This window comes from Nonomuraea sp. ZG12, assembly GCF_052068115.1.
Classification (GTDB): Bacteria; Actinomycetota; Actinomycetes; order Streptosporangiales; family Streptosporangiaceae; genus Nonomuraea.
On sequence record NZ_JBQHCW010000008.1, the window covers coordinates 164,418 to 188,055 of the forward strand.

At 72.4% G+C, this 23,638-nt stretch carries 22 protein-coding genes; 10 read left to right on the forward strand and 12 right to left on the reverse strand.

Annotated features, from left to right (window positions below; all coding sequences use genetic code 11):
* Positions 1-87 precede the first annotated feature (87 nt).
* From ACTMTF_RS23515 to ACTMTF_RS23555, 9 genes are read right to left on the reverse strand one after another with little or no spacing between them, the layout of a single operon-like run.
* A complete protein-coding gene (locus ACTMTF_RS23515) occupies positions 88-1,050 on the reverse strand; it encodes a UDP-glucuronic acid decarboxylase family protein (protein WP_441112613.1) in 963 nt (320 codons plus the stop codon).
* On the reverse strand, positions 1,047-1,919 hold the full coding sequence (locus tag ACTMTF_RS23520; RefSeq protein ID WP_441112614.1) for a glycosyltransferase family 9 protein: 873 nt from the start codon (positions 1,917-1,919) through the stop codon (positions 1,047-1,049). The genes ACTMTF_RS23515 and ACTMTF_RS23520 overlap by 4 nt, the downstream gene beginning before the upstream one ends.
* Complete coding sequence (locus tag ACTMTF_RS23525; RefSeq protein ID WP_441112615.1) at positions 1,910-2,584, reverse strand: SDR family oxidoreductase; 675 nt, start codon at positions 2,582-2,584, stop codon at positions 1,910-1,912. Before ACTMTF_RS23525 ends, ACTMTF_RS23520 begins: the two co-directional genes overlap by 10 nt.
* On the reverse strand, positions 2,581-3,927 hold the full coding sequence (locus ACTMTF_RS23530) for a PfkB family carbohydrate kinase (RefSeq protein ID WP_441112616.1): 1,347 nt from the start codon (positions 3,925-3,927) through the stop codon (positions 2,581-2,583). Before ACTMTF_RS23530 ends, ACTMTF_RS23525 begins: the two co-directional genes overlap by 4 nt.
* Positions 3,927-4,475: a D-sedoheptulose-7-phosphate isomerase gene (locus ACTMTF_RS23535; protein ID WP_441112617.1), complete on the reverse strand. Its 549-nt coding sequence runs from the start codon at positions 4,473-4,475 to the stop codon at positions 3,927-3,929. The genes ACTMTF_RS23530 and ACTMTF_RS23535 overlap by 1 nt, the downstream gene beginning before the upstream one ends.
* A 2-nt stretch (positions 4,476-4,477) precedes the next feature.
* The gene (locus tag ACTMTF_RS23540) at positions 4,478-5,677 is read right to left on the reverse strand and encodes a glycosyltransferase (protein ID WP_441112618.1); all 1,200 of its coding nucleotides are present in this window, start codon (positions 5,675-5,677) and stop codon (positions 4,478-4,480) included.
* Positions 5,674-6,777, reverse strand: a complete 1,104-nt coding sequence (locus ACTMTF_RS23545) for a glycosyltransferase family 9 protein (RefSeq protein WP_441112619.1) — start codon at positions 6,775-6,777, stop codon at positions 5,674-5,676. The genes ACTMTF_RS23540 and ACTMTF_RS23545 overlap by 4 nt, the downstream gene beginning before the upstream one ends.
* Positions 6,774-7,766, reverse strand: coding sequence for a glycosyltransferase family 2 protein (locus tag ACTMTF_RS23550; protein ID WP_441112620.1), 993 nt, complete (start codon positions 7,764-7,766; stop codon positions 6,774-6,776). Before ACTMTF_RS23550 ends, ACTMTF_RS23545 begins: the two co-directional genes overlap by 4 nt.
* On the reverse strand, positions 7,766-9,394 hold the full coding sequence (locus ACTMTF_RS23555; RefSeq protein WP_441112621.1) for a carbamoyltransferase family protein: 1,629 nt from the start codon (positions 9,392-9,394) through the stop codon (positions 7,766-7,768). Before ACTMTF_RS23555 ends, ACTMTF_RS23550 begins: the two co-directional genes overlap by 1 nt.
* A gap of 174 nt (positions 9,395-9,568) precedes the next feature.
* Here ACTMTF_RS23555 and ACTMTF_RS23560 point away from each other — a divergent pair, with 174 nt between their 5' ends.
* Genes ACTMTF_RS23560 through ACTMTF_RS23570 form a run of 3 tightly spaced genes read left to right on the forward strand, consistent with a single transcriptional unit; the run spans position 9,569 to position 11,401 of the window.
* A complete protein-coding gene (locus ACTMTF_RS23560; RefSeq protein ID WP_441112622.1) occupies positions 9,569-10,168 on the forward strand; it encodes a D-glycero-alpha-D-manno-heptose-1,7-bisphosphate 7-phosphatase in 600 nt (199 codons plus the stop codon).
* Positions 10,165-11,085, forward strand: a complete 921-nt coding sequence (locus ACTMTF_RS23565) for a glycosyltransferase (protein WP_441112623.1) — start codon at positions 10,165-10,167, stop codon at positions 11,083-11,085. Before ACTMTF_RS23560 ends, ACTMTF_RS23565 begins: the two co-directional genes overlap by 4 nt.
* 34 nt (positions 11,086-11,119) lie before the next feature.
* Positions 11,120-11,401 carry a WhiB family transcriptional regulator gene (locus ACTMTF_RS23570; protein ID WP_441112776.1) on the forward strand — a complete coding sequence of 94 codons (282 nt, stop codon included), beginning with the start codon at positions 11,120-11,122 and terminating at the stop codon, positions 11,399-11,401.
* On the opposite strand, the gene ACTMTF_RS23575 is transcribed toward ACTMTF_RS23570, so the two are convergent.
* A complete protein-coding gene (locus ACTMTF_RS23575; protein ID WP_441112624.1) occupies positions 11,337-11,819 on the reverse strand; it encodes a peptide deformylase in 483 nt (160 codons plus the stop codon). The genes ACTMTF_RS23570 and ACTMTF_RS23575 overlap by 65 nt on opposite strands.
* A 230-nt stretch (positions 11,820-12,049) precedes the next feature.
* On the opposite strand from ACTMTF_RS23575, the gene ACTMTF_RS23580 reads away from it, so the two are divergent.
* Both ACTMTF_RS23580 and ACTMTF_RS23585 read left to right on the forward strand, forming a co-directional pair.
* Entirely contained in the window at positions 12,050-13,225 is a 1,176-nt protein-coding gene (locus tag ACTMTF_RS23580; protein WP_441112625.1) for a uroporphyrinogen-III synthase, read from the forward strand.
* Entirely contained in the window at positions 13,222-13,917 is a 696-nt protein-coding gene (locus ACTMTF_RS23585; RefSeq protein ID WP_441112626.1) for a sirohydrochlorin chelatase, read from the forward strand. The genes ACTMTF_RS23580 and ACTMTF_RS23585 overlap by 4 nt, the downstream gene beginning before the upstream one ends.
* Here the strand turns inward: ACTMTF_RS23585 and ACTMTF_RS23590 are convergent.
* Together ACTMTF_RS23590 and ACTMTF_RS23595 are read right to left on the reverse strand one after the other, a co-directional pair.
* Positions 13,914-14,468, reverse strand: a complete 555-nt coding sequence (locus tag ACTMTF_RS23590; RefSeq protein WP_441112627.1) for a hypothetical protein — start codon at positions 14,466-14,468, stop codon at positions 13,914-13,916. The genes ACTMTF_RS23585 and ACTMTF_RS23590 overlap by 4 nt on opposite strands.
* Positions 14,469-14,552: 84 nt before the next feature.
* Positions 14,553-15,407: a PAC2 family protein gene (locus tag ACTMTF_RS23595; protein WP_397013184.1), complete on the reverse strand. Its 855-nt coding sequence runs from the start codon at positions 15,405-15,407 to the stop codon at positions 14,553-14,555.
* 147 nt (positions 15,408-15,554) lie between these two features.
* Between ACTMTF_RS23595 and metH the strand changes: the two genes are divergently transcribed.
* The 5 genes from metH to ACTMTF_RS23620 all read left to right on the forward strand — a co-directional run bounded on the left by metH (position 15,555) and on the right by ACTMTF_RS23620 (position 23,593).
* Positions 15,555-19,016: a methionine synthase gene (metH, locus tag ACTMTF_RS23600; protein ID WP_441112628.1), complete on the forward strand. Its 3,462-nt coding sequence runs from the start codon at positions 15,555-15,557 to the stop codon at positions 19,014-19,016.
* Positions 19,017-19,129: 113 nt separating this feature from the next.
* Positions 19,130-19,774, forward strand: a complete 645-nt coding sequence (locus ACTMTF_RS23605) for an HAD family hydrolase (protein ID WP_441112629.1) — start codon at positions 19,130-19,132, stop codon at positions 19,772-19,774.
* 281 nt (positions 19,775-20,055) lie between these two features.
* Positions 20,056-20,562: a cellulose synthase gene (locus tag ACTMTF_RS23610; protein WP_441112630.1), complete on the forward strand. Its 507-nt coding sequence runs from the start codon at positions 20,056-20,058 to the stop codon at positions 20,560-20,562.
* A gap of 225 nt (positions 20,563-20,787) precedes the next feature.
* Complete coding sequence (locus ACTMTF_RS23615) at positions 20,788-21,780, forward strand: ABC transporter permease (RefSeq protein WP_441112631.1); 993 nt, start codon at positions 20,788-20,790, stop codon at positions 21,778-21,780.
* 46 nt (positions 21,781-21,826) lie between these two features.
* Positions 21,827-23,593, forward strand: a complete 1,767-nt coding sequence (locus ACTMTF_RS23620) for an ABC transporter substrate-binding protein (protein WP_441112632.1) — start codon at positions 21,827-21,829, stop codon at positions 23,591-23,593.
* Positions 23,594-23,638: the final 45 nt, after the last annotated feature.

Genomic DNA, 23,638 nt, shown 5'->3' on the forward strand with positions numbered 1-23,638 from the left:
GCTGACCCGCCGCCCGAGCCGGGCCGGCCTGACCTCGTTCGGGCCGGCCGGCCCGCCGCGCGGTATCGGGCGGGTGTCGGGCGGGTGTCAGGCGGGGGCCGGGGCCAGTCGTCGGTAGCCCGTCAGCTCCGCCGAGAACCACTCGATGGTCCTGCGCAGGCCCTCCCGCGCGGGCACCCGCGCCTGCCAGCCGAGCCGCTCGCCGGCCAGCGCGGTGTCGGGCCTGCGCACCCGGGGATCGTCGGCCGGCCGGTCGATGAACTCGATCGGCGACGACGACCCGCTCAGCTCCTTGATCATCGTGGCCAGCTCCAGCATGGTGAGCTCGCCCGGGTTGCCGATGTTCACCGGGCCGTCGAAGCCGCTCTCGGCCATGGCCAGAATCCCCTGCACCGTGTCGTCGACGTAGCAGATGGAGCGGGTCTGCGACCCGTCGCCGGTGACGGTGATCGGCTCGCCCAGCAGCGCCTGCCGGATGAACGTCGGGATGGCCCGGCCGTCGAAGGGCCGCATCCGGGGCCCGTAGGTGTTGAAGATCCGCACGATGCCGGTGTCGGTGCCGCGCGAGTGGCGGTAGGCCGTGGTCAGCGACTCGGCGAAGCGCTTGGCCTCGTCGTAGACGCTGCGCGGGCCCACCGGGTTGACGTTGCCCCAGTACGTCTCCCGCTGCGGATGCTCCAGCGGATCGCCGTACACCTCGCTGGTCGAGGCGAGGACGAACCGGGCGCCCTTCTCCCTGGCCAGGCCGAGCGCGTGCAGCGTGCCGACGCTGCCGACGCGCAGCGTCTCGATCGGATAGCGCAGGTAGTCGGCCGGCGAGGCGGCCGAGGCGAAGTGCAGCACGAGATCCAGCCGGTCCGGTACGTGCACGTACCCGGTCAGGTCGCACTCGATGATGCGGAACGACGGCCGGTCGATCAGATGCTCCACGTTGCGCGGCCCACCGGTGAGGAAGCTGTCCATGCAGACCACGTCCGCCCCCTCGTCCAGCAGCCGCTCGCACAGGTGGGAGCCGAGGAACCCGGCTCCGCCGGTGACAAGCGCCTTCATGACGTGACCTCCATTGCCGCGTCGACGACTTCGGATACTTCGATCTTCAGCAGTCCCGGGTCGGTCCGCGCCCCGTGCGGGTCCCCCTTGCGGCCCGCCCACAGGGCCACGTGCCGCCAGCCCGGTGGCGGCCCCCACAGCGCCGGTGACACCGGCCCGAACAGCACCACCGACGGCACGCAGAACGCGGTGGCCAGATGCGCGACGCCGGTGTCGCCGCAGACGACCAGCCGGGCCCGGCTGACCAGGTCGATCAGGTGCGCGAGGTCGGTGCGGCCGGCCAGCACCCGCTCGTCCGGCAGCCCGGCCAGCTCGGCCACCCGCCGGGCCAGCCCCACCTCCTCGGCGTTGCCGGTGACGACCACGTCGTCCAGCACCGAGGCGACCTTCGCGAAGCGCTCCGGCGGCCAGCGGCGGGCGGGGAAGGCGGCGCCGGGATGCACGATCACCGGCCCCGTCCTGTCGGAGGTGCCCAGGGTCAGGTCCTCCGGGTCGGTGGCGATGCCGTACCACTCCAGCAGGTCGCACCAGCGCCGCACCTCGTGCACGCCGTCCCGCCACGGCGGTCCCGAACCGTGACTGATCAGCGTGCCGGGATCGGTACGGCGCAGCGCGTCGATGCTCTGCGGGCCCTTGCCGTGCAGGTTGACCGCGATGTCGGGCCGCTCGAACGGCACCGGGCCGGGGCCCGACACGTCGAGACGGTCGTCCACCGCGCCGATCAGCGGCAGCAGCGCGTCCAGCGCGGACGGGCAGGCGAGCGTGACCCGGTGCTCGGGGAAGGCCTGACGCAGGGCGCGCAGCGCCGGGACGGCCGTGAGCAGGTCGCCCAGCCCCAGCCCGCGCAGCGCCAGGAGTTCTAGGGCCATGACGTCTCCGTGTCGGGGCAGATGACGAGCTCCCTGATCTCGCAGCCGGCGGGCTGGCCGAGCGCGAACACCACGGTCGCGGCGACGTCGGCGGGGTCGTTCAGGCCCGCCTCGGGCCCCGGCTTGTACTGTTCGGCCCGGCCGTCGAAGAAGGCGGTGCGCATGCCGCCGGGCACCAGCAGGGTCACCCCCACCTCGCCGCGCAGCTCCACCGCCAGCGCCCTGGTGAAGCCGACGACGCCGAACTTCGACGCGCTGTAGGCGGAGGCGTCGCTCAGCGGGCGCAGGCCCAGGGTGGAGGCGCAGGTGACGACCCGGCCGCGGGTCCGCTTCAGGTACGGCAGCGCCGCGCGCACGACCGCGGCCGTGCCCAGCAGGTTCACCCGGATCACCCGCTCCCAGTCGTCGGCGGGCACGTCCTCCAGCCGGCCGCACGCGTCGATGCCCGCCGCGGTGACCACGGCGTCGAGGCCGCCGGCCCGTTCGGCCAGCTCACGTACCGCCCGCTCGGCCTGGCCCCGGTCGGCCAGGTCGGCGGTGACATGCTCGAAGCGCTGGTCGCCCGCGCGCACGTCGACGACCAGCGGCCGCCAGCCCTCCTTCTCCACGGCCTCGGCGGTCGCCAGGCCGAGCCCGGAGGCGCCGCCGGTGATGAGAACGTTCATCGGATCTCCCTGATCAGGTTGGTGGTCGACCGTCCCGGCAGCAGGCTCAGCACGACCGTTTCCGCGCCGAGCCGGTCCAGGACCTCGGATTCGGGCAGGTTTTCGCCCTCGTAGTCGCCGCCCTTCACCCACACGTCGGGGCGGAGCAGCTCGATCGCGCGGGCGGGGGTGTCCTCGTCGAACACCAGCACCGCGTCCACGCAGCTCAGCGCGCGCAGCACCTCCACCCGGTCGAGGGCGTCCACGACCGGCCGGGTGCGGCCCTTGAGCCTGCGGACCGAGTCGTCGGAGTTGACGCAGACGACCAGCGCGTCGCCCAGCGCCCTGGCCCGCCGCAGCAGGCTGACGTGCCCGGCGTGCAGCAGGTCGAAACAGCCGCCGGTGGCGATCAGCCGGCCACCGGAGGCCCGGGTCAGCTGGGCCACCTCGACCGCGGTGCGCGGCCGGTCGCCGAGCCGCTGCTCCTGGATGCGGACGGCGGCGGCGCCACCCCGCTCGACGAACCGGGAGGCCTCGCCCACCCCGATGGTGACCGCCTCCTCCACGTTCGCCCCGGCGCGCAGCGCGAGCGCCGCCGCGCTCGCCAGCCGGTCGCCGGCTCCGCACACGTCCTGGCCGGTGGCCCGTACGGGAACGGGGATCCGTCTGAGTGAGCCGTCGGCCAGCGCCAGCACCGCGCCGCGCGTGCCCAGCGTGACGGCCACCGCCCCGGCCCGCAGCTCCCGCGCCAGGCGGCGGGCCGCCCGGTCGGGGCCGGGGTAGGGGGCGGGGCACAGCAGCCTGGCCTCCGCCTCGCTCGGGGTCAGCAACGTGCACCCGTCCACGGGGGTGTCGCCTCGTGGGTGCGGATCCCAGACGATCGGCACGCGGCAGCCGGGCAGCAGCGCGCGCGCCAGCCGGGCGACGCCTCTGCCGTAGTCGGCGACCAGCACCGCACCCGCCCTCGCCACCGCCTCGGCGGCCTCGGCGTGCTCAGGGGGCCGGGTGATCGTCCCGTCGCCGGTGTCCACGCGCAGCAGCGTCTGCCCCCTGGCCCTGATCCTGGTCTTGCGTACGGTGCCGCCCCGCAGCGGAAGCCGTACCAGATCGAGCTCGTTCGACAGCAGGCCGCACAGGCGGCGGCCGGCCGGGTCATCGCCGATCGCGGTGATCAGCACCACCTCGGCGCCGTCGCGGGCGGCGAGCAGCGCCGCCAGGCCCGCGCCGCCGGGCCGGGCGTGCTCGGCGGCGACGTCCACCACCGGCACGGGCGCGTCCGGGCACAGCCGGTCGGTGTCCCCCTCGACGTCCACGTCCAGCAGCGTGTCCCCGATGACCACGAGCGGCCCCAGCGCGGGATTCATCACAGCGCCTCCTCTACCGCGTCGCAGAGCATGTGGATCAACGCCAGGTGCACTTCCTGGACGGTGGCCGTGTCGTCGGCGGGGACGGCGACCGTCTCGTCGCAGAGGCCGGCCAGCGGGTTCGGCGCGGGGCCGGTGAGCGCCCAGGCGAGGATGCCGTGCTCCAGGGCCGCGCGGGCGGCGGCGACCACGTTGGCGCTGCCGCCGCTCGTCGACAGGCACACCAGCACGTCACCGGGGCGGCCGTGGGCGCGCACCTGCCTGGCGTAGACCTCGTCGGCGCCGAAGTCGTTGGCGATCGCGGTCATCGAGGAGCTGTCGGCGTGCAGCGGGATCGCCGCGTACGGCTGCCTGTCGGCCCGGAACCGGCCGACCAGCTCGGCCGTCAGGTGCTGGGCCTCCGCCGCCGAGCCGCCGTTGCCGCAGGCGAGCAGCCTGCCTCCGGCGGACAGCACACCGGCGAGCTTGCCTCCCCAGGCGCGGATCGTGACCGCGTGGTCGTCGACCTGGGTCAGGGCGGTACGGAGCTTCCGCAGATGCGCGTCCATGGCTAACCCCCCAGTGCGGTCAGACGGCTCAGCTGCCCGTCGATGACCTGCGTGTACACGGTCTCGATGCGTTCGGCCACCCGAGGCCAGGCGTACCTCTCACGGGCCCGGCGCACCCCGGCCGCGCCGAGCGCCCGCCGCCTGCCCGGATCGTCCAGGACCTCCCTCAGCGCTCTGGCCAGCGCCCGGGGCCGGCGCGGCGGCACCAGCAGGCCGCAGCCCGCCACCGTGTCCAGGTGCCCGCCGACCGCCGACGCCACGACCGGCACGCCGCACGCCATCGCCTCCACCGGGACCATGCCGAACGGCTCGTACCACGGCACCGTGACCAGCACGTCGGCCGCGCGCATCAGCGGCGGAACCTGCTCGCGCGGCACACTGCCGATCACGTGCACCCGGTGGCCGAGCCCGTACCCGGCGGCCAGCTCCCGCATCCGCACGGCTTCCTCGTCGTCGGCCCGGCCACCCGCGATCACCAGCTCGGCGTCCGGCAGCTGCCGCAGGGCCGCGATCACCGTGTCCACGCCCTTGCGCGGCACCAGGCGGCCGATGCTGAGCACCATCGGCCCGCCGGTGCGCGGCGCCACCGGACCGTCCGGGCGGAACATGTCCACATCGACGCCGCACGGCACGACCGTGATGCGCCGCTCGGGCACCCCCATGGCGCGCAGCTCGTCCACCTCGTCGCCGCAGGTGGCCAGCACCGCGTCCGCGCGCCTGCCGATCTCGCGCTCGGTCTCGATCCGATGCGCCGGGCTGGTGTCGGCGTCGCCCTGCCAGCGCCGCTTCACGGTGCCGAGGGCGTGGAAGGTCTGCACCACCGGAATTCCCACCACGATTCTCTCCGTGGCACGCAGCGCCGCCTGGCCGCTCATCCAGAAGTGCGCGTGCACGATGTCCGGCCGCCGGCGGGCCCAGTGGTCCGCCAAGCGGTCGGTGAACTCCGGCATGTACGGCGGGAACTCGTCCTTGGGCAGCGGCGCGGCCGGACCGGCCGGGACGTAGGCGACCGTGACGCGCGGTGCGAGCCGCACCGAGGCGGGCCGCATCGGATCGGCGCGGCGGGTGTGCACGACCACCGTGTGCCCGCGGGCTCCCAGCGCGGCGGCCAGCTTGGCGACGTACACGTTCTGGCCGCCTGAGTCGACGCCGCCGATGGCAGCCAGCGGATCCGCGTGCTCGGAGACGAGATCGATCTTCACTGCATCAACTCCCTCACTGCCTTGACCACCTGCTCACTGGACACCTCGGACAGGCACGGGTGCCCGGCTACCGGGCAGCTGCGCGCCCTGCTCAACCGGCAGGGGGCATGCTGGTCGCCGAGCAACACCGTCGGCACGCGGTACGGGGCCCACCGGGCTGCGGGGACGACCGGCGCGAACAGGCTCACGACGGGGGTGCCGACAGCCGCCGCCAGGTGCGCGGGGCCGGTGTTGCCGGCCACGAGCACACCGGCGCGTTCGATCACGGCGGCCAGCTGGCCCAGCGTCGTCCTGCCGCCCAGGTCGACGGCGACCCCGTGGGCGACGAAGGCGGTGAGCTCGCGTTCCTTGCCGGTGACGACGACCCGATGGCCGTCCTCGACCAGCTCCCGCACGGCCTGCCGGTGCCTTTCGGCCGGCCAGGTCCTGGCGGGAGCGGAAGTCCCTGGGTGTACCACGACATACGCGCCTGCGTCGGCAGCGCCGCCGACGCCCAGGGACTGCCCCAGATCCCGGCCGATATCCGGAAGGGGCCTGCGAACTGCGAGTCTGCCGTCATCGCCGGGTGGCAGTTCGAATCCGGCGGCGCGGGCGAGCGTCAGCATCCGCTCCGCCTCGGGCACGTCGACGCTCTCGTCCACGACGTGGCGGACGTCGAGCAGGGAGCCCGGGTAGTCATTGCTGATCGCGGCGATCCGCCGCACCCCGGCCAGCCGCAGCAGCAAGGCCAGTGGGAGCGCCGACTGGTGGAAGGAGGTGAGAATCAGCGCCTCGCCGAACCCCCTGAGCTGCTGGACCAGCTCGGTGACCCGGTCGACGTCCACCGGCGGCGGGTCGCCGTCGATCCACGGGGCCCGCCACTCGATCACCCGGTCCACGCCGGGCAGCAACTCGGCGGCCGCCCTGCCGTTCGGTCCCGCCAGCATCACCACCTCACGCGCGCCCTCCCGTACGGCCCGTACGGCCGGTCCGGCCAGCAGCACGTCCCCCGCGTCGTCGAGCCGGGCCACGAGCACCCGCTCCCGGCGCCGCGACCGCTGGGCGGCCGGTTCACCCGCCGCCGGTCTGGGCCGCGACAGCACCCCCAAGCGACCGTTCATCGCCGTGCCCTCCATTCCCCCCGAAGCCGGTGCGCGCAGGCGACCGGCGGGATCACCACGCTGGTGACCACCATCCGCAGCACCTCCCCGGGGGTCCGGGGACCGGGCGCCACCCTGGCCCACGCGAACTCCGCGGTGAGCACGGCCCACCCGGCGGCGGCCACCGTCCCGACGACCGCCCTGGAAACCGGCATCACGATCGGCATCACGATCGGAGCTGTGCGGGGGCGGCGTACGGGGGCGAGCGCGCAGGCGGCGTAGGCCGCGACGGCGGTGAGGCCGAAGGCGGTGGTGAGCGCGTGGCGGCGCAGCCGGGTGGGTCCGCCGCCGATGGCCTCTCGCCAGCCGGGGCCGAAGCGGCGGCGCATGCGGGCGTCGTCGGCGTTCCCCCGCTGGAAGCGCACGCTGGACCAGAACCCGTCCGCCCGCACCGGGTGGACCGTCACCCTGTCCCCCTTGACGAGCCGGTAGCCCGCCTCGAACATCCGCAGGGCCAGGTCGGCGTCCTCCCGGTAGGCGCGCGGGAAGCCCTCGTCGAACCCGCCGACCCGCTCCAGGGCGGTGCGGCGGTAGGCCATGTCGGCGGTCGGCCAGTGCGCGCCGGCCAGCCCGGCGGTGTGGCGTTCGGCGTCGGTGGGGCGGCGGTCGCGGGGGAGCGGCACCACGATGCGCCCCTGGCTGCCGGCCACGTCGTCGGCCAGGTCCGCCAGGTCCTTCCCCACGGCCTGCGCCCACCCGGCCTCCGGCACCACGTCGTCGTCCAGGAAGGCCACCCACGCCGTGTCGGCGGCCCGCCAGCCGGCGTTGCGCGCCGCCGCGGGCCCGCGACCGCCGGAGCGGACGACCCGTACGTGCTCCGGCACCTCCAGCGGTGCGGCGTGCGCGTCCGGGCGGTCGTCCACCACGACGGCCGGCACGTCCGGTCCGAGCGCGGCCAGCGTGGCCCGCAGGCTCGGGCGGCCGATCGTCGGGATCACGACGGTGATCACTAGGCGAACACCTCCCCGCGCCGCACCAGGTACGGCCCCAGGGCGAGCACCTCCACCGGCGAGGAGCCGAAGCATTCGAGCGCGTCACGCGGGTCGTCCACCATGGGCCGGCCGGCGGTGTTGAGGCTCGTGTTGACCACCACCGGCAGGCCGGTGCGCGACTCGAACTCGGCGAGCACGCGGGCGAGCAGCGGGTGCGCGGCGGGGGAGACCGTCTGGACGCGGGCGGTGCCGTCCACGTGCACCACCGCGGGGATCCGCGGCCGCCACGACGGCCGCACGTCGTGCACGAACAGCATGTACGGGGAGGGCGTCGGACCCCGGCCGAAGATCTCGGCGGCCCGCGACTCCAGCACCATCGGCGCGATCGGCCTGAACTGCTCGCGCCCCTTGACGTCGTTGAGCCGTTCGGTGTTGCGCGCGTGACCGGGATGGGCCAGCAGCGACCGGTTGCCCAGCGCCCGCGGGCCGTACTCCGACCTGCCCTGGAACCAGGCGACGATCCGGTCGGCCGCCAGCTCGGCGGCCACGGCGGCGGCCAGGTCGGCGGGCCGCGAGTGCGGCACCTTGGCCACGTCCAGCCAGGCGCCGAGCTCCTCGTCGGTGAATCCGCGGCCGAGCGCCGCGCCCGGCATGGGGGCGGCGGGCTCGCCGTGCGCCTGCGCCAGGTGGAGCGCGCCGCCGAGCGCGGTGCCGGAGTCGCCGGCGGCCGGCTGCACCCACACCTCGTCGAACGGGCCCTCGGCCAGCAGTCGGGTGTTGGCCACGCAGTTCAGCGCCACCCCGCCCGCCAGCGCCAGCCGGCGCTCCCCGGTGTGCTCGTGCAGCCAGCGGACCAGCTCCAGCAGCACCTCCTCCAGCCGGACCTGGACGCTGGCGGCCAGATCGGCGTGGTCGGAGGTCCACGGCTCGCCTCGGGCCAGCGCCTTGGCGTAGCCGTTCCAGTCGACGGCCTCGACGCGGAAGCCGCCGTCGTCCGTCGGGCGGATCAGCTCGCGCAGCGCCTCCAGATGCCGGGGCCGGCCGTAGGAGGCCAGCGCCATCACCTTGTACTCGTCGCAGGAGCGCAGGAATCCCAGATGCTCGGTCACGTCCTCGTACATCAGCCCGAGGGAGTGCGGCAGCCGCTGCGCGGCGAGCACCTCCAGCTCGCCGTCGCGGTAGCGGCCGGCCAGGTGGGAGACGTCCTCGCCGCGGCCGTCGCACACCAGCACCGCGCAGTCCCGCCATGGCGAGGCGAGCCCCGCCGAGGCGGCGTGGGCCACGTGGTGCGGCACGAAACGCACCTGCGCCGGGTCGAGGCCGGGCAGCGCCGTGGACAGGAACAGCGGCGCGCGCACCGCGTACCTGGTGCGCAGATCCTCCCAGTCGCCGTCGGGACGCTGCCGGACCAGGGCCGGATCGTAGGAGTAGGCGACCGCGTCGAGATCCTCGGGCCCGATCCCCGCCTCACGCAGGCACCAGGCGGCCGCCTGCTCCGGCAGCTCCCACGCCGAGAACGGCAGCGGCCGCTTGCCGTGCTTGCGCCGGCTGAAGCGCTCCTCCTCCGCGGCGGCGACCACCTTCCCATCGGCCACCAGGGCGGCGGCCGGGTCGTGGAAGATCGCGTTGATGCCGAGAAATCTCATTGTCCCTCCCCCTGAGCATGGGAGAACCGCTACCGAGAGAAGCGGCTCTCAAACACCGGGGAGGCTCCTGAGGTGCGTGAAAGGGCTGAACCGCCTGGGGTCGGTCACGGAAAGTAGCGTTGTTTGCCGGAGAACCCGCCGGGTAGCTGGCGAGGACGCGACCGGAGGTGAGTGGTGTTCGAACAACGACGTCCCGGAGCCGTGCTCTTCGACAGGGACGGAACCCTGATCAGGGATGTCCCGTACAACGGCGATCCGGCGCGCGTGGAGGTCATGCCGGGCGCGCAGGAGGCGCTGGGCAGGCTGCGGCGGGCCGACGTGCCGGTGGCGGTCGTGACCAACCAGTCGGGCGTCGCCAAGGGCCTTCTGACGGCCGACGAGATGGAGCAGGTGAACGCCAGGGTCGAGCAGCTGCTCGGGCCGTTCGACGCCTGGGCGATCTGCGTGCACGACGACAACGACGGCTGCACCTGCCGCAAGCCCGCGCCGGGACTGGTGATCAGGGCCGCTGCCGTGCTCGACGTGAGCCCGCGCGACTGCGTGGTGGTGGGCGACATCGGCCGGGACATGGACGCCGCCAGGGCGGCCGGCGCCCGCGGCATCCTGGTGCCGACCTCGCAGACGCTGCGCGAGGAGGTGGGACGCGCCCCGGAGGTGGCCGACGACCTGCTCGACGCCGTCGACCGGGTGCTGACCGGCACCGTCACCGCCACCCCCGTCACCGCGGGGACCTCCGCCACCTGGGATCGGACGACAGGCTGGAGCCGCTGGTGAGGATCCTGCTGTGGCACGTCCACGGCTCGTGGACCACCTCGTTCGTACGCGGCCGCCACGACTGCACGCTGCCCCTCGTCCCCGGCCGCGGGCCCGACGGCCGGGGACGGGCCGCCACCTACGACTGGCCGGCCACCGCCCGCGAGGTGCCCTGGGACCGGCTCCGCGACGAGCCCCTCGACCTGGTCGTCTACCAGCGGCCGCACGAGCTGGACCTGGCCCGCGAATGGCTGGGCCGCGACCTGCCCGGCGTCTACGTCGAGCACAACACCCCCGTCGGCGACGTGCCCCGCACCAGGCACCCCCTGGCCGGCCGTGACGACATCCCCCTGGTGCACGTGACCCACTTCAACGAGCTGTTCTGGGACAACGGCAGGGCGCCCACGCGGGTGATCGAGCACGGCATCCCCGACCCCGGCCACCTCTACACCGGCGAGCTGGCCAGGGCCGGCGTCGTGGTGAACGAGCCCGTCCGGCGCACCCGCGTGGCGGGCACCGACCTGCTGCCGCGGTTCGCCGCCCGCGTGCCGCTCGACGTGTTCGGCATGAAGGTCCAGGGCCTGCCGTACGGCACCTACGAGGACCTGCCGCAGGCGCGGATGCACGCCGAGCTCGCCAGGCGGCGCGCCTACCTGCACCCCTACCGGTGGACCTCGCTCGGCCTGGCGCTCATCGAGGCGATGACGCTCGGCATGCCCGTGGTCGCGCTGGCCGCCACCGAGGCGATCGAGGCGGTGCCACCCGAGGCGGGCGTCATCTCCACCAGGACCGACGTGCTCGAACGGGCGCTGGCGGATTTCGTCCACGACCCCGAGCGCGCATCCCAGGCGGGCAAGGCGGCGCGGGCTGCCGCGCTGGCCCGGTACGGGCTCGCCAGGTTCCACGACGACTGGGACCGCCTCCTCGAAGAGGTATGACCCGATTTCGCGTGGGTAGGCGCGGACCATGGTGATGAAGCTGGAATGGTCTCGCAGCGCCGCCTGCCTGGACCTGGACCCAGAGCTCTTCTTTCCGATCTCACTCCAAGGCGCCGGCCAGTCGCAGGTCGAACGCGCCAAGGCCGTGTGCCGGGGCTGCCCGGTGCGCCGCCCCTGCCTCGACTACGCCATCAGCAGCGGCCAGACCCACGGCGTCTGGGGCGGAACCGACCCCGAACAGCGCCGGACCCTCATTCCGAGGGCAATGCCGCCGCCAGGAACCGCTCCCGCTCGCTCGCTTCGAGGTGGTCGCTGAACAGCACGCCGTCGAGATGGTCGGCCTCGTGCTGCAGCACCCTGGCCAGCACGCCCAGCGCGCGCACGGTCACGGGCTTGCCGAACATGTCCCGGCCACGCGCCGTGACCATGTAGGAACGTTCCAGGGGCCACCACACGCCCGGCGCCGACAGGCACGCCTCGTCGGCCGTGATCCGCCGCTGCGACAGCTCCAGCCGCGGATTGACCAGATGGCCCGACGCGCCGTCGTAGGAGTAGACCAGCACCCGCAGCGGCACCCCCAGCTGGGGTGCGGCCAGCCCGGCCCGGCCCGCGCCGGCGCGCATCGTCAACGTCAGCGACTTGACGAGCCTGCGCAGCTCACGATCGAAGTCCCGCACCGGCGCCGCCACCGTCCGCAGCACCGGGTCGTCGAACATCCGAATGGGCTCTGTCACCCGCAACTCCCCGAGAGATCATCGGTCGCACACCGGAGTGGTTTCCCGCCCCTGGGGCTCGCCAACCGTGCGGGATCTGGCTTGTAGCACAGCGGTAACAGAAGGGACCCAACCCGGAAACCCCCCGAAAGCACTATCGGGTGCGTGATCTCACTATCGGCTCACGTGCCTGTGATGCCTGGCCGGGTGCTCGGGGCCCGGCCAGGCGTCCCCCATGACGAGGAGTTCGCATGAGCGCGCAACCCATCGAGGGGGCCGCCTCCTCACCGGAGACCGCGCCCGACGCCCTGGCGGGCTTCACCGTGGGCGTCACCGCCACCAGGCGGCGTGAGGAGTTCGGCGCGCTGCTCGAACGGCGCGGCGCCCGCGTGCTGAGCGCTCCCGCGATCCGGCTGGTGCCGCTCGCCGAGGACACCGACCTGCTCGCCGCCACCCGGCAGAGCCTCGAACACCCCGTCGACGACGTGGTCATCACCACCGGCGTGGGCTTTCGCGGCTGGATGGCGGCGGCGGAGGGCTGGGGCCTGTCCGGCGACCTGGGCGACCACCTGGCCAAGGCCCGCCTGCTCACCCGCGGGCCCAAGGCCAGGGGAGCCGTGCGCGCCGCCGGGCTGAACGACCACTGGACCCCCGCCACCGAATCGTGCGAGGAGGTCAAACAGTATCTTCTCGCCCAGGACCTGCGCGGCCGCCGCATCGCGGTGCAGCAGCACGGCGAGCCGCTGACCGACTTCGTCGCCGACCTCCGGGGAGCCGGGGCCGAGGTGATCGAGATCCCGGTCTACCGGTGGCTGCCGTACCGCGACCCGTCGCCGTTGCGCCGCCTGATCACCCAGACCGTCTCGGGCGCGGTCGACGCGGTCGCCTTCACCAGCGCGCCCGCCGTGCACGCCATGCTCGGCGCGGCCCGCGCCGAAGGCGTGGAGGACGCGCTGATCGCCGCCTTCTCCGGGTCCGTGGTGGCCGCCTGCGTCGGCCCGGTCACGGCCGCCCCGCTGGAGGGACGCGGCGTGCCCACGCTCCAGCCCGAGCGCGCCCGGCTCGGCGCCCTGGCCCGCGCGCTGGCCAGGCACCTGCCCGAGCGGTCCGTCACCCGCCTCGAAGCCGGCGGGCACCGGCTGGAGATCCGCGGCCACGCCGTGGTCGTCGACGGCGACCTCCGGCCGCTCCCGCCCGCCCCGATGTCGGTGCTCAAACGCCTGGCGGACAAGCCCGGCCACGTCGTGTCCCGCGCCGACCTGCGCCTCGTGCTGCCCGGCAGCATCGCCAGGGACACCGCCGAGCACGCCGTCGAGATGGCCATCACCCGCCTGCGCCGCGCCCTCGGCGCCTCCGGGATCGTCGAGACGGTCGTCAAGCGCGGCTACCGCCTGGCCTGCACCTACGGCTTCGAGGCGGGCCCGTGACGCCCACCCTCGTGCTGGCCGCCCACGGCACCAGGAGCGAGCGGGGGGAGCGGACCCTGGCCGCGCTGGCCGAAGCCGTCAGGCGGGGCCGCCCCGGCCACCGGGTCGAGCTGAGCTACCTGGAGATCAGCTCACCGCCGCTGGCGCGGGTGCTGCCCGCCGTCCCCGGCCCGGTCGTCGTGGTCCCGCTGCTGCTCGCGGGCGGCTACCACGTCCACATCGACCTGCCGAACGCCATCGCCGAGCACCGCCCCGACGCGCTCATCGCCCCCAAGCTCGGGCCGCACCCGCTGCTCACCGAGGCGCTCGCCCGCGCGCTGGCACGCTCGGGCCTGCGCGCCACCGACGCCGTCATCCTGGGCGCGGCCGGCTCCTCCGACCCGGCCGGGCTGGCCGACGTGCGCGCCGCCGCGCACCTGCTCGCCTTACGCCTGGGCCGCCCGGTCACGGCCGCGTTCGCCTCGGCGGGCGCGCCGACCCTGGAGGAGGCCATGGAACGCCTCCGCCCGGGACCGGCCGCCCGGGTGGCCGTCGCCTCCTACCTGCTGGCGCCCGGCCACTTCCACTCCCGCCTGGGCGCGGCGGGCGCCGACCTGGTCAGCGCCCCCCTCGGCGCCGATCCCGGCGTGGCGGCCCTGGTCTGGCGCCGCCACGACGAGGCCAGGCGGCTCGCCACCCGGCTCATCTCCTAGCCGGGGACGGGCTCCAGGCGCAGCTCGCGGACGATCTCCTCGGCGCACGCGTCGCGCGTGGGGCCCGCGTCGGCGCCCACGAACATCTCGATGTAGGCGTGGTGGAAGCAGCCCGCCAGCAGCAGCCGGGCGCTCGCCTCCGGATCCACCCGCGCCACGACGCGGCCGAGCCGCTGCTCGGCCATCAGGTAGGCGGCCAGCGGCCTGATCTCCGCGGGCGGGCCGAGACCGTTGTCCCTGAGCGCCTGCCGGAAGCGGACCGTGACCGCCGGGGAGGTGAAGGCGGGCAGCGCCGCCGACTGCACGTCCAGGTAGTAGTCGATGCCCGCCCGCGCCACCGGGACCAGGTTGTCCGGCACCCGGCCCTTGCCGGCGCGGTGCGTCAGCTCGTTGAGGATCCGCATCCAGAGCGGCAGCCGGTCCTGGAGCAGAGCGAGGAAGTGGTCGACCGAGCCGTCGACGCGGTTCTCCCTGAGCGGGACGGCCATCTGGAGCACGCGTCGTCTGGTGTCCTGGCCGGTCTGGTGCGGGTCACCGGGGGAAGTCGCCATGATCCGCCTAACGTGCGCAGACACGTAAAACTCGATTATGACCCCAATTGCCGTAAATGCACGGCCTTCGGGGATTTTGTGGGGTCAGCTGTCGGTGTCGCGGTCCCGGCGTCTCAGGTAGCGCTCGAACTCGGCGGCGATCGCGTCGCCGCTGGCCTCGGGCAGCTCGGCGGCGTCCTTGCGCTCCTCGAGCTCCTTGACGTACTCGGCCACCTCGGTGTCCTGCGAGGCCAGCTCGTCCACGCCCAGCTCCCAGGCGCGGGCCTCCTCGTCCAGATCGCCCAGCGGCATCGGGATCTCCAGCAGATCCTCCATCCGGCGCAGCAGCGCCAGCGTGGCCTTGGGGTTGGGCGGCTGGGCCACATAGTGGGGCACCGACGCCCACAGCGTGATGGCGTCGAGATCCGCCTCGCCGAAGGCGTGCTGCAGCACCCCCACGATGCCCGTCGGGCCCTCGTAACGGCTGAGCTCCAGATGGGTCGAGCGCGCCAAGGCCTCGTCGGTGGCGCTGCCCAGGATCGGCACCGGGCGGGTGTGCGGCGAGTCGTTGAGCAGCGCGCCCAGCATCACCGCGAACTCGACGCCCAGCTCACGGCAGACCGCCACGATGTCGGCGCAGAACGACCGCCACCGCATGTTGGGCTCGATGCCGCGCAGCAGCACCACGTCGCGCTCGACGCCGGGCGGGCGGGCGTGCAGCAGCCGGGTCGTCGGCCAGACGATCGACCGCGTCAGGCCCTCGCCCATCTCCACCAGGGGCCGGGTGACCTGGAAGTCGTAATAGTCGTCAGGGTCGAGCTGGGCCAGCGGCTCGGCCTTCCAGGCGGACTCGAGATGGGCGATCACACCGCTCGAGGCCTCGCCCGCGTCGTTCCACCCTTCGAACGCGGCAATGAGCACCGGGTCGACGAGCTCGGGGAGCCCTTCGAGCTCGATCACGTGTCGCCTCCTGTCTCAGCCATCACGCTAAGCCTATGCGTTGAGGTGGTACTCGTGTCACGCGGTGACCGCGATCCGCGGGCGCCCGAGGTCGGCGGTGCCACGGGCGTCGCCGGATGGCCTCGGCGCAGCCGATAAGCTTGCCGCATGAGCCTCTCCACGTCCTTCCGTGCAGCACTGTCCCAGCGGGTGATCGTCGCCGACGGCGCGATGGGGACCATGCTTCAGGCCCAGGACCCGACGCTCGACGACTTCGAAGGCCACGAGGGCTGCAACGAAGTGCTCAATGTCACCCGGCCCGACATCGTGCAGGGCGTCCACGACGCCTACTTCGCGGTGGGCGTCGACTGCGTGGAGACCAACACCTTCGGCGCCAACCTGGCCGCCCTGGCGGAGTACGACATCGGCGCCAAGGTGTTCGAATACTCCGAGGCGGGCGCGCGGATCGCGCGCGAGCGGGCCGACCACTGGTCCACGCCGGAGCAGCCGCGCTTCGTGCTCGGCTCGATGGGCCCCGGCACCAAGCTCCCCACCCTCGGCCACCTGCCCTACGAGAGCCTGCGCGACGCCTACCGCGACAACGCCGCCGGCCTGATCGCGGGCGGCGCCGACGCGCTGATCATCGAGACCTGCCAGGACCTCCTCCAGGTCAAGGCCGCCGTCATCGGCGCCAAGCGGGCCATCGAGGCGGCCGGCCGGGACGTGCCGATCATCGCCCAGGTGACGATCGAGACCAACGGCGCGATGCTGCTCGGCTCCGAGATCGGCGCCGCGCTCACCGCGATCGAGCCGCTCGGCGTCGACGTGCTCGGCCTCAACTGCGCCACCGGCCCCACCGAGATGAGCGAGCACCTGCGCTATCTCGCCCGCCACTCGCGCCTGAAGCTGTCGTGCATGCCCAACGCCGGCCTGCCGGTGCTGACCTCCGACGGCGCCTACTATCCGCTCAGCGCCGAGGAGCTGGCCGGCGCGCACGACACCTTCACCCGCGACTACGGCCTGTCCCTGGTCGGCGGCTGCTGCGGCACCACCCCCGAGCACATGCGCCAGGTGGTCGAGCGGGTCCGCGAACGGCAGCCTGTGGCCCGTCGCCCGCACCCGGAGCCCGGCGCGTCCTCCCTCTACCAGACCGTCCCGTTCCGCCAGGACACCTCCTACCTGACGATCGGCGAGCGCTGCAACACCAACGGCTCCAAGGCGTTCAAGGCGGCCATGCTGGAGGGCCGCTGGGACGACTGCGTGGAGACCGCCCGCGACCAGGCCCGCGACGGCGCCCACATGCTCGACCTGTGCATCGACTACGTCGGCCGCGACGGCGTCGCCGACATGAAGGAGCTGGCCTTCCGCCTCGCCACCGCCTCCACCCTGCCGATCATGCTGGACTCGACCGAGCCCGCGGTGCTGCGGGCCGGGCTGGAGATGCTGGGCGGGCGCGCGGTCGTCAACTCCGTCAACTACGAGGACGGCACCGGCCCCGACTCCCGCTTCCAGAAGATCATGAGGCTGGTGCGCGAGCACGGCGCCGCCGTCGTCGCGCTGACCATCGACGAGGAGGGCCAGGCCCGCACCGCCGACTGGAAGGTGCGCGTCGCCTCCCGCCTGATCGAGGACCTCATCGGCAACTGGGGCATGCGGGTCGAGGACATCATCGTCGACTGCCTCACCTTCCCCATCGCCACCGGCCAGGAGGAGACCAGGCGCGACGGCCTGGAGACCATCGAGGCCATCCGCGAGCTCAAGCGCCGCTACCCGGCGGTGCAGACCACGCTGGGCCTGTCCAACATCAGCTTCGGCCTCAACCCGGCCGCCCGCGTGGTGCTCAACTCCGTCTTCCTCAACGAGTGCGTCAACGCCGGCCTCGACTCCGCCATCGTGCACGCCTCCAAGATCGTCCCGATGGCGCGCATCCCCGACGAGCAGCGCCAGGTCGCGCTCGACATGGTCTACGACCGCCGCCGCGAGGGCTACGACCCGCTGCAGCGCTTCATGGACCTGTTCGAGGGCGTCGACGCGGCGGCGGTGCGCGCCGGCAGGTCCGAGGAGCTCGCCGCACTGCCCCTGTGGGAGCGGCTCAAGCGGCGCATCATCGACGGCGAGAAGAAGGGCCTCGAAGCCGACCTGGACGACGCGCTCTCCCAGCGCCCCGCCCTGGAGATCATCAACGAGGTGCTGCTCGACGGCATGAAGACGGTCGGCGAGCTGTTCGGCTCCGGCCAGATGCAGCTGCCGTTCGTGCTGCAGTCGGCCGAGGTGATGAAGACCGCCGTCGCCTACCTGGAGCCGTACATGGACCGGGTCGAGGGCGAGACCAAGGGCCGCATCGTGCTGGCCACCGTCAAGGGCGACGTGCACGACATCGGCAAGAACCTCGTCGACATCATCCTGTCCAACAACGGCTACCAGGTGGTCAACCTCGGCATCAAGCAGCCCGTCACCACCATCCTGGAGGCGGCCGAGGAGCAGAAGGCCGACGTCATCGGCATGTCCGGCCTGCTGGTCAAGTCCACCGTCGTGATGAAGGAGAACCTGGAGGAGATGAACTCCAGGGGCATGTCCGACTACCCGGTGCTGCTCGGCGGCGCCGCCCTCACCCGCGCCTACGTCGAGCAGGACCTGGCCGAGGTGTTCACCGGCGAGGTCCGCTACGCCCGCGACGCCTTCGAGGGACTGCGCCTGATGGACGCCTTCATGGCCGTCAAGCGCGGCGTCGAGGGCGCCAAACTGCCGCCGCTGCGCGAGCGCCGGGTCAAGACCGGCGCCGTGCTGGCCCGCACCCCGGTCGAGGAGCTGCCGTCCCGCTCCGACGTGGCCGCCGACAACCCGGTGCCGCGCCCGCCCTTCCACGGCGACCGCATCGTCAAGGGCATCCCGCTGAACGACTACGCGGCCTTCCTCGACGAGCGGGCGCTGTTCCTGGGCCAGTGGGGGCTCAAGCCGACCAGGGGCGGCGACGGCCCCGGCTACGAAGAGCTCGTCGAGACCGAGGGCCGTCCCCGGCTGCGCATGTGGCTGCAGCGCATGCAGACCGAGGGGCTGCTGGAGGCGGCGGTCGTCTACGGCTACTTCCCGTGCGTCGCCGACGGCGACTCGCTCATCATCCTCGACGAGGACGGCGACGAGCGCACCCGCTTCACCTTCCCGCGCCAGCGCCGCGACCGGCACCTGTGCCTGTCGGACTTCTTCCGCGGCAAGGACACCGGCGAGGTCGACGTGGTCGGCTTCCAGGTGGCCACCATGGGCAGCAAGATCTCCGACGCCACGGCCGAGCTGTTCGCCAAGGACGCCTACCGCGACTACCTCGAGCTGCACGGCCTGTCGGTGCAGCTCACCGAGGCGCTGGCCGAGTACTGGCACGCCCGGACCAGGTCGGAGTGGGGGATCGGCGGCGACGAGTCGCTCGACGACATGCTCAAGGTCAACATCCAGGGCTGCCGCTACTCCTTCGGCTACCCTGCCTGCCCCAACCTGGAGGACCAGCGGCAGCTGTTCCAGCTGCTCGACCCGGAGCGGATCGGGGTCACCCTGTCGGAGGAGTTCCAGCTCCACCCCGAGCAGGCCACCTCCGCGCTCATCGTCCACCACCCCGAGGCCAAGTACTTCAACGTCTGACGTCCGCCCGCCCGGCTCGCCGGGCAGGCGATGAGCGTCCGGCCGGTGTGGACGGTTCGGGCGGGACAGTGGGTCCAACAGTGGATCCAAAGGTGCGGGCGATCGGGGGATGTATGGAAGCGGTCTTCTTCGACATGGACGGGCTTCTGGTCGACACCGAGAGGGTGTGGCTGGAGGTCGAGACCGAGGTGATGGCGGGGCTCGGCGGGCAGTGGACGCCGGAGCACCAGACGCACCTGGTCGGCGGCTCCATGGAGCGCACCGTCGGCTACATGCTCGCGGTGTCCGGCTCCTCCGCCTCCCCGGCGGAGGTGCGCGAGTCGATGATCACCGGCATGGTGGCGCGGCTGGCGGGCGGCGTGCGGGTGATGCCGGGCGCGGACGAGCTGCTCGAGGCCTTGCGAGACGAGGGGGTGCCGGTGGCGCTGGTCACCTCGTCCCTGCCGGAGATCGCCGACGCGGTGCTCAAGAGCGTCGGCCGGGACCGCTTCGACGCCATCGTCACGGCCGGCGACGTGGTCCGGCCCAAGCCTGACCCGGAGCCCTACCTGACGGCCGCCCGCCTGCTCGGCGCGGAGCCGGTCCGCAGCGTGGTCCTGGAGGATTCGCCCACCGGGGTGGCCGCGGCCACGGCGGCGGGCTGCGCCGTGGTGGCGGTGCCCAGCCTCCTGCCCATCGAGGCGGCCCCTGGCCGCCTCGTCGTCCCCTCCCTCACCGAGGTCACCGTCGCCACCCTGCGCGCCCACGTCCCCGTCTGACGCGCCCCCTCCCGCCCCACTGATCCGGGGTCCTGAAGCCCGAAGCCCCGTCCTGCTGTTCCAGGCCCGGACATCCGGGCCCGTCCTGCTGGTCCGGGTCCTGACGTCCGGGGCCCGTCCCCCTCACCGTGCGTGACGTTCTTGAGCCGTACGGTGACCTAGGCCCCGTACGGGATGGTCTGTCCGTCCCCTAGGGGAAGGGTGGTTCTCGCGGAGGAGGAACACGCGCCATATCGCGTGCCAGGATGGAGGTGTAGCCGAAGACGGAGGGGTGGCCCCGAATGCCTTTTGACCAGATCGCATGGTTCCCGCTGTGCGTGGGACTGACCGTGGCCGGGCTGGTGCTGAGCTTCATGGCGTTCCGGCGCCGGGGTGCGGCGTCCGGGATGCGGATGATGGCGTGGGCGCTGCTGCCGCTGGCGGCCTACCTGACGAACGCGCTGCAGGCGCTGTGGACCATCGGCTCGACCCTCGTGGGTTTCGTGACGAGCCTGGTGTTCAACCCGCTGGTGTGGGCGGGCGTGGCCGTGGCCGGGCTGTCGGTGGTGCTGTTCGTGGTGTCAGGGGTGCTGCGCGGGCGCAAGCTGGCCAAGGCGGGCGGCGGCAAGAAGGCCGGCGAGGCGGCGGCCGAGGCCCCTGCCGGACGGCAGTCGCCGGCGGCGCGACCCGCGGCGGCCAAGTCCGCGCCGAAGTCCGCGTCCAAGCCGGCGGTCGAGTCGAAGAAGAAGAGCGCCGACGACGACTTCTCCGACATCGAGGACATCCTCAAGAAGCGGGGCATCAGCTGAAGCCCGCTGTGTCACAGTTCCGGGACGTAACCGAGACTGGTCCCAGACAAACCCCTCAAGATCGATACGAATGAGTTTCGCGACAATCACAGTTGAGCCACATAGGTGCCCTAGGGACTAGTCAGCGCAGCTCAGGCCATAGATCCTGCCTCCTGAGGTCGCGACGAGCGGTCTGTATCAAGAACTCACAGACAACGTCGTCTGAAAATCAGGGGGCATTCCGGCATGACCGCACCGCTAGACGTTTCCGGTTCGGCTTCCGAAGCGCAGCCGGAGGTCGTGCTCTCGGGAGCGGGCCGAGCTGTACAGGGACGATCCCTCACCGGGATCGCCTGGATGCGGCTGCGGCGAGACAAGATCGCGCTGGCCGGCGGGATCACGGTGGTCCTGCTGATCCTGGTGGCCGTCTTCGCGACACCGATCATCGCGGTGTTCGGGCATCCACCCCTGGAGTTCCACCAGGACATGATCGACTCGTCCACGCTGCTGCCCAAGGGCGACTTCGGCGGCATGGGCTCCGAATACCTGCTCGGCGTCGAGCCCGTCAACGGCCGTGACATCTTCAGCCGCATCGTCGCCGGCGCCGGCGTCTCGCTGCTGATCGGCTTCCTGGCCACGCTCGTGTCGGTCGTCATCGGCACCGTGATGGGCGTCATCGCCGGCTACTTCGGCGGCTGGGTCGACCAGATCATCGGCCGCCTCATGGACGTCTTCCTCGCCTTCCCGCTGCTGGTCTTCGCCATCGCGCTGGCCGGCGTCGTCCCCGACAAGGGGTTCGGCCTGGAGGGCAACGGGCTGCGCATCGCCATGCTGATCTTCATCATCGGCTTCTTCAGCTGGCCCAGCATCGGCCGCATCGTCCGCGGCCAGACCCTGTCCCTGCGCGAGCGCGAGTTCGTCGACGCCGCGCGGAGCCTGGGCGCCCGCAACGGCTACATCCTGTTCCGCGAGATCCTGCCCAACCTGATCGCGCCGATCCTGGTCTACGCGACGCTGCTCATCCCGGCCAACATCCTGTTCGAGGCCGCCCTGTCGTTCCTTGGCGTCGGCATCAACCCGCCCACCCCCACCTGGGGTGGCATGCTCTCGGAGGCGGTGCGCTTCTACACGCTCCCGCACTTCGTGATCTTCCCCGGCCTGGCGATCTTCATCACGGTCCTGGCGTTCAACCTGTTCGGCGACGGTCTGAGGGACGCCTTCGACCCACGGGCGCACTGACCTTCGCCTACGCTCCATCCCCATCTCCACTAACAAGGGGTAGTCAATGAGAAGGAAATCCGCACTGGCCGCCGCCGCGACAGCGGCGCTGGCCCTGGTGCTCTCCGCCTGTGGCGGCGGAGGGGGCGGCACAACCCAGCAGCCCGCCCAGTCCGCTTCGGGCGCTGCCGCGCAACCCGTGGCCAACGCCGCGCTGACCGAGATCTTCAACCCCTCCACCAAGAAGGGCGGCACGCTCAAGGCGGCCCACTCCGCCGACTGGGACAGCCTCGACCCGGGCGATACCTACTACGGCTACTCGTTCAACTTCGGCCGGCTCTACTGGCGGACGCTGACGATGTACAAGACGGGCCCCGGCCCCGACGGCAACACCGTCGTGCCCGACCTGGCCGAGTCGCTGGGTGAGCCGAGCGACGAGGGCAAGACCTGGACGTACAAGATCAAGTCTGGTCTGAAGTTCGAGGACGGCACCCCGATCGGGGCGAAGGACGTCGCCTACGCGGTGGCCAGGACCTTCGACAAGGAGACCTTCCCGCACGGCCCGTCCTACCTGAACGAGCTGCTGGACTGGCCGAAGGACTTCAAGGGCGTCTACAAGACCCCTGACGTCGACTACAAGTCGGCCGTCGAGGCGACGGACGACACGACGGTCGTCTTCCACCTGAAGAAGCCGTTCGCGTCCATGGACTACATCGTCCAGATGCCGATGACCGCCCCGGTGCCGAAGGACAAGGACACCGGCGCGAAGTATCGCGAGAAGGTCATCTCCTCCGGGCCGTACAAGTTCGAGTCGAACGAGATCGGTAAGAAGTTCGCGCTGGTCCGCAACGACCAGTGGGACCCGGCGACCGACCCGAACCGTCCCGCGCTGCCGGACCGGATCGAGGTCCAGCTCAACGTCAACGCCGACGACCTGGACAACCAGCTCATCGCCGGAGACATCCACCTCGACATCCCGGGCACCGGCATGCAGCCGGCCGCGCTGGGCAAGGTCCTGCCGGACCCGGCCCTGAAGGCCCGCACGGACAACCCGACGATCCCCAGGCTCTGGTACGTCTCCGTCATCCCGGACAACCCGCCCCTGGACAACATCGACTGCCGCAAGGCCGTCATGTTCGCCGCGGACCGTGTCGCCAACCAGACCGCCTTCGGCGGCGAGGTCGCCGGTGGCGAGATCGCGACCAACGTGATGCCGCCGCCCATCGTCGGCCAGGAGAAGTTCGACATCTACCCGTCCGAGGGCAACAAGGGCGACATCGCCAAGGCCAAGGAGGCGCTCGCCGCCTGTGGCCAGCCCAACGGCTTCGCCACCACGATGACCTTCCGTGCCGACCGCCCGCGTGAGAAGGCGCTGGCCGAGGCCATGGAGCAGGCGCTGTCCAAGGTGGGCATCAAGCTCACCCTCAAGGGCTTCCCGGCCTCCAGCTACTTCTCCGACTACGCCGGCAACACCGCGTACGTCAAGAAGAACGGCATCGGCCTGGCCACCCACGGCTGGGGCTCCGACTGGCCTGACGGCTACGGCTTCCTGCAGGCCATCGTCGACAGCCGTACCATCCGCGACGCCGGCAACTACAACCTGAGCGTCAAGAGTGACAAGGTCGACGGTCTGATCGACCAGGCTTCCGCCGAGCTCGACGAGACCGCCCGCAACAAGCTGTGGGTCGACGTCGACAAGGCCGTCATGGAGGACGCCTCCCTCCTCCCGGTGGTCTGGGCCAAGTCGCTGCTGCTGCGCGGCCAGGGCGTGACCAATGTCGCCTACAACGAGGGCCAGAGCATGTACGACTACGTGCTGCTCGGCGTCGAGTGACCAGGCGCGGTCCGGGATCTAACGAAGGAAGGTGAAGGCAGGGAT

What these genes read in the sequence shown, in the direction of transcription:
- ACTMTF_RS23515 (WP_441112613.1), bottom strand. Translation starts at nt 1,050, where the DNA reads ATGAAGGCGCTTGTCACCGGCGGAGCCGGGTTCCTCGGCTCCCACCTG.
- ACTMTF_RS23520 (WP_441112614.1), bottom strand. Translation starts at nt 1,919, where the DNA reads ATGGCCCTAGAACTCCTGGCGCTGCGCGGGCTGGGGCTGGGCGACCTG.
- ACTMTF_RS23525 (WP_441112615.1), bottom strand. Translation starts at nt 2,584, where the DNA reads ATGAACGTTCTCATCACCGGCGGCGCCTCCGGGCTCGGCCTGGCGACC.
- ACTMTF_RS23530 (WP_441112616.1), bottom strand. Translation starts at nt 3,927, where the DNA reads ATGAATCCCGCGCTGGGGCCGCTCGTGGTCATCGGGGACACGCTGCTG.
- ACTMTF_RS23535 (WP_441112617.1), bottom strand. Translation starts at nt 4,475, where the DNA reads ATGGACGCGCATCTGCGGAAGCTCCGTACCGCCCTGACCCAGGTCGAC.
- ACTMTF_RS23545 (WP_441112619.1), bottom strand. Translation starts at nt 6,777, where the DNA reads ATGAACGGTCGCTTGGGGGTGCTGTCGCGGCCCAGACCGGCGGCGGGT.
- ACTMTF_RS23555 (WP_441112621.1), bottom strand. Translation starts at nt 9,394, where the DNA reads ATGAGATTTCTCGGCATCAACGCGATCTTCCACGACCCGGCCGCCGCC.
- ACTMTF_RS23570 (WP_441112776.1), top strand. Translation starts at nt 11,120, where the DNA reads ATGAAGCTGGAATGGTCTCGCAGCGCCGCCTGCCTGGACCTGGACCCA.
- ACTMTF_RS23580 (WP_441112625.1), top strand. Translation starts at nt 12,050, where the DNA reads ATGAGCGCGCAACCCATCGAGGGGGCCGCCTCCTCACCGGAGACCGCG.
- ACTMTF_RS23590 (WP_441112627.1), bottom strand. Translation starts at nt 14,468, where the DNA reads ATGGCGACTTCCCCCGGTGACCCGCACCAGACCGGCCAGGACACCAGA.
- metH (WP_441112628.1), top strand. Translation starts at nt 15,555, where the DNA reads ATGAGCCTCTCCACGTCCTTCCGTGCAGCACTGTCCCAGCGGGTGATC.
- ACTMTF_RS23605 (WP_441112629.1), top strand. Translation starts at nt 19,130, where the DNA reads ATGGAAGCGGTCTTCTTCGACATGGACGGGCTTCTGGTCGACACCGAG.
- ACTMTF_RS23610 (WP_441112630.1), top strand. Translation starts at nt 20,056, where the DNA reads ATGCCTTTTGACCAGATCGCATGGTTCCCGCTGTGCGTGGGACTGACC.
- ACTMTF_RS23615 (WP_441112631.1), top strand. Translation starts at nt 20,788, where the DNA reads ATGACCGCACCGCTAGACGTTTCCGGTTCGGCTTCCGAAGCGCAGCCG.
- ACTMTF_RS23620 (WP_441112632.1), top strand. Translation starts at nt 21,827, where the DNA reads ATGAGAAGGAAATCCGCACTGGCCGCCGCCGCGACAGCGGCGCTGGCC.